The sequence below is a fragment of the Nocardia panacis genome (genome assembly GCF_003598715.1).
In the GTDB taxonomy this organism is placed as follows: Bacteria; Actinomycetota; Actinomycetes; order Mycobacteriales; family Mycobacteriaceae; genus Nocardia; species Nocardia panacis.
Map to the genome: position 1 here is coordinate 605,278 of NZ_QZFU01000016.1, position 11,623 is coordinate 616,900.

Annotated in this window: 12 protein-coding genes and 1 tRNA gene; 7 read left to right on the plus strand and 6 right to left on the minus strand. The window is 61.4% G+C overall.

What is annotated here, in order from left to right; translation table 11 throughout:
- Positions 1 to 32: 32 nt before the first annotated feature.
- Positions 33 to 1,370: a helix-turn-helix domain-containing protein gene (locus D5S18_RS10975; protein ID WP_120039690.1), complete on the minus strand. Its 1,338-nt coding sequence runs from the start codon at positions 1,368 to 1,370 to the stop codon at positions 33 to 35.
- Between the two features lie 283 nt (positions 1,371 to 1,653).
- On the opposite strand from D5S18_RS10975, the gene D5S18_RS10980 reads away from it, so the two are divergent.
- Positions 1,654 to 2,103 (plus strand): hypothetical protein, encoded by a 450-nt coding sequence (locus D5S18_RS10980; RefSeq protein WP_120040572.1) that lies wholly within the window; start codon positions 1,654 to 1,656, stop codon positions 2,101 to 2,103.
- A gap of 124 nt (positions 2,104 to 2,227) precedes the next feature.
- Here the strand turns inward: D5S18_RS10980 and dcd are convergent, their stop codons facing one another.
- From dcd to D5S18_RS10995, 3 genes are all read right to left on the minus strand, one after another.
- The gene (gene dcd / locus D5S18_RS10985; RefSeq protein WP_120039691.1) at positions 2,228 to 2,827 is read right to left on the minus strand and encodes a dCTP deaminase; all 600 of its coding nucleotides are present in this window, start codon (positions 2,825 to 2,827) and stop codon (positions 2,228 to 2,230) included.
- A 33-nt stretch (positions 2,828 to 2,860) separates the two neighbouring features.
- Positions 2,861 to 3,409 (minus strand): riboflavin biosynthesis intermediates N-glycosidase, encoded by a 549-nt coding sequence (ybiA, locus tag D5S18_RS10990; RefSeq protein ID WP_120039692.1) that lies wholly within the window; start codon positions 3,407 to 3,409, stop codon positions 2,861 to 2,863.
- An 87-nt stretch (positions 3,410 to 3,496) separates the two neighbouring features.
- Positions 3,497 to 3,892 carry a hypothetical protein gene (locus D5S18_RS10995; RefSeq protein ID WP_120039693.1) on the minus strand — a complete coding sequence of 132 codons (396 nt, stop codon included), beginning with the start codon at positions 3,890 to 3,892 and terminating at the stop codon, positions 3,497 to 3,499.
- A 555-nt stretch (positions 3,893 to 4,447) separates the two neighbouring features.
- Here D5S18_RS10995 and D5S18_RS11000 point away from each other — a divergent pair.
- Both D5S18_RS11000 and D5S18_RS11005 read left to right on the plus strand, forming a co-directional pair.
- Complete coding sequence (locus tag D5S18_RS11000) at positions 4,448 to 4,945, plus strand: hypothetical protein (protein ID WP_147403928.1); 498 nt, start codon at positions 4,448 to 4,450, stop codon at positions 4,943 to 4,945.
- A gap of 608 nt (positions 4,946 to 5,553) precedes the next feature.
- Positions 5,554 to 6,642 carry an isopenicillin N synthase family dioxygenase gene (locus tag D5S18_RS11005; protein WP_158607853.1) on the plus strand — a complete coding sequence of 363 codons (1,089 nt, stop codon included), beginning with the start codon at positions 5,554 to 5,556 and terminating at the stop codon, positions 6,640 to 6,642.
- 132 nt (positions 6,643 to 6,774) lie between these two features.
- Here the strand turns inward: D5S18_RS11005 and D5S18_RS34430 are convergent, their stop codons facing one another.
- Complete coding sequence (locus D5S18_RS34430) at positions 6,775 to 7,329, minus strand: hypothetical protein (protein ID WP_147403930.1); 555 nt, start codon at positions 7,327 to 7,329, stop codon at positions 6,775 to 6,777.
- A 99-nt stretch (positions 7,330 to 7,428) separates the two neighbouring features.
- Here D5S18_RS34430 and D5S18_RS11010 point away from each other — a divergent pair, with 99 nt between their 5' ends.
- From D5S18_RS11010 to D5S18_RS11020, 3 genes are read left to right on the plus strand one after another with little or no spacing between them, the layout of a single operon-like run.
- Positions 7,429 to 7,746, plus strand: coding sequence for a hypothetical protein (locus D5S18_RS11010; protein ID WP_120039696.1), 318 nt, complete (start codon positions 7,429 to 7,431; stop codon positions 7,744 to 7,746).
- Positions 7,743 to 9,500, plus strand: coding sequence for an alpha/beta hydrolase (locus D5S18_RS11015; protein ID WP_120039697.1), 1,758 nt, complete (start codon positions 7,743 to 7,745; stop codon positions 9,498 to 9,500). Before D5S18_RS11010 ends, D5S18_RS11015 begins: the two co-directional genes overlap by 4 nt.
- Positions 9,497 to 10,120 carry an LppA family lipoprotein gene (locus tag D5S18_RS11020; RefSeq protein ID WP_120039698.1) on the plus strand — a complete coding sequence of 208 codons (624 nt, stop codon included), beginning with the start codon at positions 9,497 to 9,499 and terminating at the stop codon, positions 10,118 to 10,120. Before D5S18_RS11015 ends, D5S18_RS11020 begins: the two co-directional genes overlap by 4 nt.
- Positions 10,121 to 10,284: 164 nt before the next feature.
- On the opposite strand, the gene D5S18_RS11025 is transcribed toward D5S18_RS11020, so the two are convergent.
- Positions 10,285 to 10,788: a hypothetical protein gene (locus D5S18_RS11025; protein WP_120039699.1), complete on the minus strand. Its 504-nt coding sequence runs from the start codon at positions 10,786 to 10,788 to the stop codon at positions 10,285 to 10,287.
- A 482-nt stretch (positions 10,789 to 11,270) separates the two neighbouring features.
- On the opposite strand from D5S18_RS11025, the gene D5S18_RS11030 reads away from it, so the two are divergent.
- Positions 11,271 to 11,344: transfer RNA gene (locus D5S18_RS11030), tRNA-Gly, on the plus strand.
- Positions 11,345 to 11,623 lie beyond the last annotated feature (279 nt).

The window sequence follows — 11,623 nt, forward strand, 5'->3', positions numbered from 1 at the left end:
CGGGGCATCCCCCGGATCGATGGGCCTCGCGGTCAGGAACTCGGACCAGGCGGAATCCCCTTCGCGGCCGTGGAATCACAGAATTCCTCGATCCGCTCATCGAGTCGACGCGCCTGCACCGCATCGCGGAAATCCGGACCCGCGATCCTGCGGCGAACCCTGGTCAAGCGCTCCTCCAACTGCGCTATGCGCTTGTCCTCGGCCAGGCCGAGCACCGGTTGCAGCGCCTCGGCCGCGCCGTCGAGACTGCCGTTCAGCAGATGCGCGGCCGCGTTGTCCACCCGCGCAAGCGATTCCGCACCATAGGAACGCTGCTCGGAGGGACCGGTCGAGTAGAGCTCGATCGCCCGCTGCGTCGCGTCGAGCGCCAACTCCGCCTGACCGAGATGGATGTAGGTGGCGCCCGCGTAGTAGTGACTCTTGGCGTCATTGAATCCGAAAACCCCGCCGACCTCGTCGTGCAACGTATCGGCCAGCGACACCTCGCGCGCCACGGCGGCCGCGCGAATACAGCGATCGGCATCGGCATCGCTGCCCAATTTCGACCAGATCCTGGCCTCGATATTGAGCAAACGCACCTTCGCCGTGGCGGACTCGGCATACTCCTGTCCGCTCTGGGCCAGCACCACCCCGCGCCGCGGCCGCTCCGACCAATATTCGATCAGCGCGTGCATACCGCGGATCCAGGCGCGTAATCCGTTGTGTCCGCACAGCTCCGAATACGCCCAGGCGGCGCGCACCTGCTCACCCGCGGCATCGAAATAACCCAAATCGGTACTGGCATTGGCCAGCAGCCCCGACAGGCTGCCCGCCAGCAGGTACAGATGGCTGGTATCCGCGGGCCGCTGATGGCCCTCCAGCAGCCGGTACACCCGGCGGCGCACGCGCAGCATCTCCACCATCATCGGTACGGGTGGAATGTGCACATAGTCGTTCGCGATCCGCCTTACATCGGCGTCGAGTTGATCCAATGTGGTCGCCCCGACATTGGTACTCTCCGCCTGGCCTGCGTGTTCGCTGGCCTCATGGGCAGCTGCCATGATCAGATCCCTCTCCGAAATCCCTGCTAACGCATCACCTCTCATCGCACCGGCATCTATGAGAGCCAATAGGTCCGCGTCGCTCGAGTAAGGGGCGTGCCGCAACTGCCCGGCACGCGCGTCCATTCCGGACACGGGTGGACGATCGACTACGGGCTGATCGATCATCGCGGCGAACCGTGCCCGCACCACATCGTCGGACCTGGCAAGGGATGTATCCAAGGCAGCCTGATTTATCGGACGCGGGTGGACACGCGCACCGCCTGCCTCCCACTTCGATACCAGGCGTTCGTGCACACCGAGGTGTGCGGCGAACTCCCGGATGCTCATGCGCTTGGCATCGCGAAGGGCACGGGCCTCTCGTCCTGACCACTCCCTGACCACGATGTCATCCCTTCCGAACGAACTCTTTCTCCAGGGTACGAGTGCCGTGTGAGACCGGCCACAGGACAAACCTTTCCACTATCAAATCCGGCGGCCACATTGGGATTTCGCCAACGCGGACACCGACGTAACCGGTGGGGCAGCGGAAGGGCAGTGAAAGGCGGGCATGGCGGCCTTACCGGTCGGCCGACCACAGCGGACCCTTGTAGGCGGAGGCAAGGAGTTCGCCGTGAATGTGGAGAAGCTCAGAACGGTCGACGATTGGGTGGCCTACTACCGACATGAGTTCGGGCTACCGGTTACCGAACGTGGCGGATTCGTCATGTTACCCATCACCGGCCGGATCTGTGTAGTCCATCTGCCGACCGCAAGAGCCGAAAAGGTCAGGGCCGCATTGGAACAGCAGGGGACCTGCGGCCCGATGCTCGCCAGGCAGATCCGATGGAGTTTTCTCGCCGAACCGGACAGCAAGCCCGGTGCACAGGTATTGGAGGTACTCAACCGGCTCGATATCGGAATACCAGCCGTCGGCAGCGCCGTAATGCTGCCGACCGGACTCGGCCGCTGGACCAGAGAAGGGTGCTTCTGGGTCACCGCGCCGAGTCGCGGCGATACGCTCCCACCGCTGTCCGTCCTCATTACGACGGCGCTCGCGGTGGGAGCGGGCGACGGAGACTGACCGGGATCGGTCTCCGTGGTCGCCCGGCGCTCGGACCGAGCCGCTTCCGCCCCATTCTTGGCAGTCGACGGGGCGGAATCGGTCGGGGTTCGTGCGCCGGGCAAGGCCGTGTCCGAGACACGGCCTATCGGCTGTGCGCGGCTTCTATCGCCACCGATGGCAGGGGGAAGTTCATATAGGAGCGCGAGGGAGTCGGCCCGCGCTGACCCTGGTACTTCGACCCCACCGCCGCGCTTCCGTAGGGATGTTCGGCCGGGCTGGTCAACCGGAGCAGGCAGAGCTGGCCGATCTTCATACCCGGCCACAGCGTGATCGGCAGATTGGCCACATTCGACAGTTCCAGCGTGATGTGACCGCTGAAACCCGGATCGATGAAACCGGCCGTGGAGTGGGTGAGCAGACCCAAACGACCCAGACTCGATTTACCCTCCAGGCGGCCCGCGAGGTCATCGGGCAGGCTGCACACCTCGAGCGTCGAACCGAGCACGAATTCGCCCGGATGCAGCACGAATGGCTCGCCGGGGGCGGGTTCCACCAAACTCGTCAGTTCGTCTTGACGCTGCGCCGGATCGATATGGGTATAGCGGGAGTTGTCGAAGACCCGGAACAAACCATCCAGGCGCACATCGATACTCGAAGGCTGAATGAGGTTCTCCAGCAACGGCGCAACCCCGAGACGCCCAGCGGCGATCTCCGCACGGATGTCACGATCGGAAAGCAGCACGACTTCGAGCCTAGCGTCCCGGGTCCAGGCATTTCATTCGGGCCGCAGGAGCTGTCTGACCGCCATCAGGGCGAAGCCCAGCAGGTTCTCGCCGCGCCAGGCTTTGGGGTCGGCCGCTCTCGGGTCGTCGGCCGACAGACCGATGCCCCACACCCTGTCGAGAGGGCTTGCCTCGACCAGGATCCGATCCTCGGTGCCGAGCAGGTACTCGCGTAGGGCTTCGTCCTGGCCGAACTTGGCGGTGTTCGCTTCGACAACAATTCGGAAGCTGTTCGCCTCCCATATCGCCGAATCGAATCCTCGCACCTGTCTGCCGAGGGCCTTGACCTGTTTCGGATGGTCGGTTGTCAGGATTTGGCCCGCGGTGTCCCTGTCTCCGAAAAGGGTTGCCTTGCGCCACATCATGTAGTGCTCGGCGGTTGGGAAGTGGTGGTCGTCCAGGTCGAATTCGGCGGGCCACCATTGGGATAGGCACCACTTGCCCTGGCTCCTGCCTGGTTGGTGGCCCCAGAAGTAGAGGTATTCGACCTCGTTTCCTGCCCGGATGTAGTCGATCAGGTCCGGTCGCGAGCGCGGGGTCATGGTTCAGTCTCGCTGAGAGTTGTTGGGGCGGCCAGTTTTTATCGACGCTTCGAGTCGAACGTTCGTCACCGCCCCGTCGCCCTGAACTCAGGGTCGTGGGAACTCCGGATCCTCGTCGGCTGCGGAAGCATCGGCACGGTCATCGGGGCGGCGCAGCTCTGGATGTGTCGCGCGACTGCGGGTGATCCAGTCACGGGCATCTTCGGCCGTTTCCAGATCCACGTTCGCGTACTCGGCCAGTTCGGCGACGGTGTACGGCGGATCGCGATGCGGCAGTTTGGACAGCGCGCGGACAGTCGTGGACCTGCGCATATCGATGGCGATCCGATCGAGGGACGGCACCGCCCACTCGAGCGCAGGCGAATCGGAATCCGTCGCACCCGCCGCCCTCTTCCGGCGTGCGACCTCGGCTAGTTCCGCCGACGCTTCGGCAAGCATGGATGTCATATCCGTCAGCCAGCGATCGTAGTCGTCGTATTCCACCGGGCAAGCATCGCTGCCATGAATTCGATTGTCCAGGGGCACTTTTCGCCATCGGCGCGCCATTCGAGACACGCTCCGGAGGTGCCGGATCTCATTCGATTCGAACCATCGAGCGGCCCGGAATGAATCGGTGCCGGGACCTGAACTCGGTCGATCCGTACCGACCTTCGTGATACGAGGCGCCACTGGGTGATTCGCGAGCGCCACGCACATACGTTGCCACGGTGATTCGAGTGCCGTCGTACGCCCAATCCGAGCAGCCAACACCGCCTCCCCGCCCCGCAAAAGCCCTCTCCACAACATCTCCGTCACACCCTCTCCCAAATCCGTGATCACCCTCGCTACTCCATCGAGCACCTGTCCAATTGCGCCCTTCGCAGGTTCGCAAAATCTCGCCCAGCGCAAATCAATCCGCGCCCTATGGTCCTGTTATCTCGTCCTGGTACGTGGATCCGACACCGAGTCGCGACTTGCATCGGTCGACCCGATGGACGCATCCGCTGTCATCGATGGGGTTGTGGACGCCCGAGACAAAATGCCACTACCGTCGTGCGCATGGGAGACAGTGGGGGGTCTAGCGGAGCTGGTCGAAATCTTTCGATTGTACCCGATGACGCAGTAGCCTATTTTTCCGAGGAAGAGATCACTGATATCAGGAGTCGGTCGATCAGGTTGAGTACGGGCGAGGAACGTGATGCGATTCGCCTCGCAGAATCATGGGAGGCACATGTCGAGAAGATAGATCGAGACAGGTCGCTCCCCTGGTCGGATCGCACTGTTTGGAATGAATACGATCTGTGCGCCGCCCTGCTCATCCGGGATCGATTGGAAAGCGCCATCCGCAAACTTCCCGAGCCGGTTGCTTCCAAGATGAACAGTTATGCCACCGGAGCCGACGAGAGATTCATGTCCATCACTGTCGAAGATTCAGGAAAACGCATGGCAGCGGTCGCAAAAATTGATTTGGCGGGGCAGGGGTGGTGGTGGTTTCGTATCCCCGATTCCGGTCCGATCATCGAGGATCTAGCTCGCTGGAGCCGATTCGAGGAGTAATAGGCACCGGTCTCGATCTACGTCGGAGGAGACCACTCCTTCGAATGCCTCCAAATCGGTGTTAATCCGATGACATCGTGAATCCATACGATGCCGGAACCTCGATGCTGGTCGGTGCTTGCTCCCGATTGGCATCCCTTCTGCGAGAGATTCAGGCCAACGTCCGAAACTGCTGTGCTTCTTTCTCGAAACCCTGCCGAACACGCGCACCTCGACGAAGCAGAAGCCGAACTACAGAAGGTGGAATCCGAGCGCCAGGTTCAATTCTCCTGGAGACGCCTACGACGATGGGTATGGCGGATCTATTCATGCGTTTCGGCAACAATCCGCACCAGTTCGTTTCGACCGAGAACCATATGGCACCGCAGCGGCACCCCGGACATGGAATTACTTGTAGTTTGCCCACCCAACGCTTGCGGTAGGGACCATTTTGGCCAACCGCGCGACGCTTACGCATTGATGCGCTAGATAATACTCAGCAACTCCTCAATATTGTGATGTCAGTCACAATAACACCCTCACCGGCGCCCGGGGGCGAGGTACATTCGCCGCATGTCGATAGCGCAAATCGCCTCGGCATCAATCCTTTTCGCCTCCAAGGAGTTGCCATGAGTCTCGACGGCCACCGCTCCGTCACTGTCGTTGACGGGTATGTCCCGGTGATCGACCTGTCGGCAGCGAACAAGCAGGACATCGCACGCGCCGTCGGCGACGCCTGTACCCAGTCGGGGTTCTTCGCCATTGTCGGGCACGGTGTCGCGCACGACCTGATCGATCGGATGTATGCGATCACCCGGAAGTTCTTCGAACTTCCTGCCGCGCAGCAAGCAACGGTCGTGAGCGGTCCGGGCACCTGCGGACTGCGACCGGGTGGCAGTGCCGCCAAGAGCGCGGGTATGGACGCACCGCCGGACCTGTGTGATGTGTTCACCGCCAACGTGCTGGGTGATCGTGGGCACGCGGACCGGATGCGGTTCGGCACCGACACAGATCCGTGGACTCGGGCCAACCTATGGCCCGACACCCCAACGCGATTCGAACAGACCTGGCTGGACTACATGGCCGCCATGGAGACGCTGGGCCACCGGTTGATGCGGCTGTTCGCCCTGGCATTGGGGCTCGACGAGACCTTCTTCGACGACAAGGTCGACGAACACATCTCGGCGATCGTGGCCAATTTCTACTACCGGCAAACCGATTCGCCCGCCCCCGGCCAGTTGCGGCGCGGAGCGCATACCGACTGGGGTGTGTTGACCATCCTGTACCAGGACGATATCGGCGGACTGCAAGTGCGCCAGGAGGGCCGCGGCTGGCGTGACGTGCCGTTCGTGCCGGGGAGTTTCATCATCAATATCGGTGACATGATGGCGTTCTGGACCGGCGGGCACTGGGTCTCCACCCCGCACCGCGTGCTCAATCCCGGTGCGGGACAGGACAATACCCGCCTATCGATACCGTACTTCTACCTGCCGAACCAAGACGCGCCGGTGCGGCCGGTGACGAGGCCGGGCGATCCCATCGACACGCACGCTACGACCCCCCGGCCGGTGGTACCGGGAAAAGTTGGCCGCCACCTACTCCTGATCGGGCCAGGCCGCTGCGTACCCAGCAGTCGCAGCGGCCGCGGATCTGGAGCATGGTTGCTGCGGTCCCCTGCCGACGGCGTTTGGTCCACGGTCACTGTGGTTGCTACATAAAAGGATTAGGAACGGCTCGCCGGCGATCGTTTCGCTGCTCGACCTTCAGGTGAGGCAGCACATCAACATCGAAACTCGGGAACGCACTACCGGATGCAAGTCGACTTATCCTGCGGTGCATTACTTTCCGAATCACACAAGCCAGCCGTCGCGGCGCTTTTGCTCGAAGTACTCGTCGTCGTCATCCCAGTCCGCGGGTTCGGGATTCCGTTTCGGGCGCTGAACAGAAGGCGGTCCCATTGTCCGGGGCACATTCGACGGCGAAGTGGTCTTGCGACCTGGAGATGCCCACGGATCGGGTGCTGGTTCCGTAAATTGCTGCGGTAGTTGCTTTTCTGCTGCGGATGGCTTTGCCGGCGCGGCATCTTCCGGTAGGGGTTGGACCAGCGCATCGGTCTTGCGGTCGCGTTGGGCACGAAGTCGAGGGTCTTTTTCGATTCGGTCAACCGCGACCGCGACGGACTGCCGAGCATCGGCGAGAGCTGTTGCGTGTAGGTGCACAACCGTGTCAAGCAGGGTATCGGCATCGAGGCCGCGGCCCGTGTCGGTAAGTCTGATCCTGTGCAGGCTGCCGTCCGCGCAGACCTCAACCGTGACCGCACCATCCGGTAGCGACGCACTGGCGCGGTGTTTGAGCGAGGCCTGCAATTGGTCGATATTCCCCGTCAATGGATCAAGATCAAACATTGAGTCATCCCCCTTTCAGATTCATCTAGCCTATAGTGGCTTGGGATTGCACACCAGCAGGATCGGTTGGGTTTCCCGGCCGTATCGGAGGGGCGGGCCGTGGATTCGCATGACATCTTTTTTCTCGACCCGGTCGCGGTCCGCGCGATGGCAGACGGGATGGGGACCGCGGGTGCGGAGATCCGCGTAATCGGCAGAGGCGGTGCGATTGCCGACGGCGTAGCCGACGGGCTTCCCGGCGCCACTATGCCGACGACCCTGCACACCGTGGCCCGACGTGCCGATGCCGCAATGGGGGCCGTGGCGAGCGCGTTGCTGGAAATGGGTGGTATCGCAGTCGGTGCGCTCATCACCTATGAACAGCAGCAAGAACAGGTGGCCGCAAAGATCAACGATGCGGCCGAGACCGTGCGATGAGCGACCATCTGACCGTGGACCAGGTACTGGCCTGGAGGCCGGAACGCCTTGTCACACAAGCAAATGAGTGGGATCGGCAAGCAGGCGAGCTGCGGATCCACATGGAGGCCCAAGCGCGCGCGGTCGACAGCTCGCACGAAGCCTGGCAGGGCGGTGCGGGTGATGCGATGCGCGAGCGGTTCATTCGAGTCAATGACAAGGCCACCATGGTGCGCGGGGCATTGGAACGCGGCCGTGATGCCGCCAAGGTCGCGAGCCTGAACTTCACCACCGCCAAAAGCCTGATGGCCGCAGAGAAACGGACGGCTGAAGGCAAGGGGCTGGAGGTCCACGTTGACGGCACCTGTGTCATCACCGAGCAGAAGAAGCAGTACGTCTACTCGGCGGTGAACGGCGACGCGGACAACTACAGCACCGCGATCGCGGCACTGACCGTCGACTGCGACGCACAGACCGCCGTGATGAAACGCCTGTTGAATAACGCCGCGCAAGTCGACATCGACGCGCGGCAGGCCATCAACAACGCCTTCACCGATCTCCCCACTGCCGAATCCTTCGGCAACGCGACAACTCCCAAAGCCGAGACGAAGCAGCCACCGAAAGACGGTGCCCCGAAGCAGAACCGGCAGTGGTGGGATTCGCTGACCCCTTCCGAACAGGAAGCCGTCATCAAGACGCAGCCCGCGTCGGTAGGCAACCTCGATGGCCTCCCTGCCGATGCGCGGGACCGGGCCAACAGGACGGTCCTCACCACCGAGCAGACTCGGTTGACCAACGAGGTCAACGACCTGACCAGCAAGTTCAACGAGATAAAGGACCCGTCCTCTCGTGAATGGACCGAGACCTATCGGGCACTCGAGGACAGCAAACGCCGCAAAGCCGATGTGGACAAGGTCAGCGACGTGTTGAACGACAAGTCGAATCAGCCGCACAAGCTGCTGTTGCTGGACACCACCTCGGGTCGGCAGGTACACGCGGCGGTGGCGACCGGCGATCCGGACAAGGCGGATCACATCTCTGTGACCGCACCCGGATTGGGCACAAATATCCGCGAATCGCTCGGGGGCATGGTCGGGGAGGCCGACAGGCTGAGGGATGAGTCCCAAAGGCAGTTGGAAAAGGCAGGTAGGCTCCACGAAACTGTCTCCACGATCGCTTGGATCGGCTACGACGCACCACAGAAGGACCCCGACATAGTGAATGTTGGATTCGATGCACGGGCGAAAGAAGCTGCCAAGCCACTCGCGAACTTCTATGAGGGACTTGATGTAGCCGGTGCCAAGAACGATCCACATATCACTGCCCTCGGACACTCATATGGATCGCTCGCGACGAGTATGGCTTTGCAACAGAAGGCCGGTGGCGTCGATGACGTGGTGTTCTACGGCTCGCCAGGGCTGGGCGGTCATATACCGTCGGCCGAGACTCCGATTTCGATATGGGGCTTGAATGATGTTGTGCGGTCGCCTGCCGATCTGGGCTTGCAAGACCATCACGTCTACGAGATGACCGAGAAGAATGATCCGGTCGGCTATTTCAATTCGTTTGGGCGGACTCCGCATCTGATGCCGTGGGTGACGCATCTGGGAACCGATCAGATCACTATCGACAACCGGGTCTACACCGGTGCCGAGGGTCATGCGGAATATCCGCGCACCGATCCGGCCACCCACAATCTGCATCGTTCGGGATACAACCTGGCCGCCGTGGTCGCCGGCATTCCCAACAACGCAATCAACCCACCGAGCCAATGACACGCAGATTCAGCGCGTTCCAACGAGTCGCCCTCGGCGTTGCCGCCCTGGGCACCGCCGCAATGCTGCTACTGATCGGATGGACTGTCGTGAACATCCACGATCCCTACCCGCATACCGACGCGAAGGAAACCGCCGAGGCGGCACAGCGGCTTCGAAGCCTGCCACCCTTGGAAGACGCGGAAACCGAGCTCGAGAATATCGTGCAGCAGGTCGGCGCCGCAGCGACCGAACTCATTCCGGGAATGAAATGGCAATGGAACAGGGAACTTACGCGGTCCTACTGTACGGCGCCCTATGATCAGACCAACGGCAGGATCTCCTACCTTCGGCACTACTATTCCGACACCCCGATTCCGGATGAGATATGGCCGCAGCTCATCGAACGCGTTCGAGTGATCGTGGCAACAGTGGGAGCAACCACCCCCGATATCATGCAGGACAGATCCGGGACCGCGAGCAGTCCGGGAAATCATGACGTGTGGTTCTCCAATCCCACCACCGGTACCACGATAACGGTCGGCACTCAACAGGCGTCAGTTATCACAGGAACTGTAGGCTGCCATCTGCCGAAGGATGGGTTCAATTCGCCGACCCCCACGCCCAAGTCGACTCCTTGAGCTGTAGGCGGTGGATCCACGCACACTCGAGTGGTCGACTTCCAGTTCCGCTTCATCAACACTTCAATTCGCAGCACAAAAATTGTGCAGAATATGCATACAGCCCGGCATGATTCGCTGCCACGGAATTCGAGGGCGTTACAACCTCCGGTCGTCAGAAACATTCAGTCACCAATGAACCATAAGTAGCCATGTTTATCGATCGCGGACTGGGCCGCTCGCCGCAACACCGAGAACAACTCCTCTCCCCTCTCATTTCGCGCCTTCATGGTTTCCAATTCATCAAGGAAGAATTTCAACTGATACGAATTGAACATAGTGTCGGCGTACATATGAATACCTCTCGTCATCGAGCCGAGAGAAGTATCCAGAACCAATTCGAATAGCGTCTGCGCCGGAGCTCCTGAAATAGACTCCATTCTTCCGTGATTCATATCTTGAACTACGATGGTGATACCCACTTGTACTCCCATATCGGAAATATGTTCATAATAGATCTCGCGCTCGGCGCTATCTGCGGACTTCTGAGCGGCTGCCTCCGTGGGGTAGCGCTCTAGCTTGCCGGAGAGCGGACTGAGGACCGGACGGTACTGACCGTCTGCGCCAACGAAGTGTGCAGTGAAGTAGAGAGTGCCCTCGGTGCCGTTGCGCCGCTTTGTAGTCGCCACAGCAAGTCTCCCGAAACGTCGATGGATAGACGGGGGTTGACGGCTCACCGACCGGTATCGGTCTATTTGCCGTGCGGGTCGCGTCTTGCTCATCCATCTGACGCCCCTGTGTCTGGCCGGGACACAGGTTCTCGTTGGCAAGGGTAGCGAGGCCACCGGAGCCGACGCAGCGAGATACGAATCATGTGCCGACACGAACATTCTCAGCAACCATCCCACTGGGGGCGCTGCTGGACAGTTTCGAAAGGGGTCGTTCGAGGAGACTCGGCGCGGCAGTTTTGGGAAAATCTGGGAAAATCCGCCGGACGGAGAACCGTCGAAACCCGTCGAAACAGACCGAATGCCCTCCCGCCACAGGGCCTCACCGACGCTCCCGGACACCCCGACCGATTCACCGTATCCGCTGGTCAACGGCCTATGCACGGGGAAACTTGCGCCGGGAGCCGGGGCTGCTGGTAGAGTCGTGGCGACCCTCGGGTCAGGCCGATGTAGTTCAATGGTAGAACTTCTGCTTCCCAAGCAGACAGCGCGGGTTCGATTCCCGTCATCGGCTCCACGAAATACATTGGTCGACAAGCAAACTCATTCCGGGCCATCGAGGCCGAGCAGACAACTGTCGCCTCCGAGTTCTTTAGCGATACCCTCCGAAGCCGCCAATTCCGCCACAGCCAGGTGCCCGGCTGCGCCGAAACCGGCGGCCTCGAATTCGCGCGGGTGATTGCGGGAGCCTTCCGCGCCGGTGCCAGTCGAGTGTGCCGCACAAACAGGGCCTCGTACTGGACACACCCTCGTTTGCGGACGTGCGACGTCACCATCGGCGGGGTAGGCCCTGTTC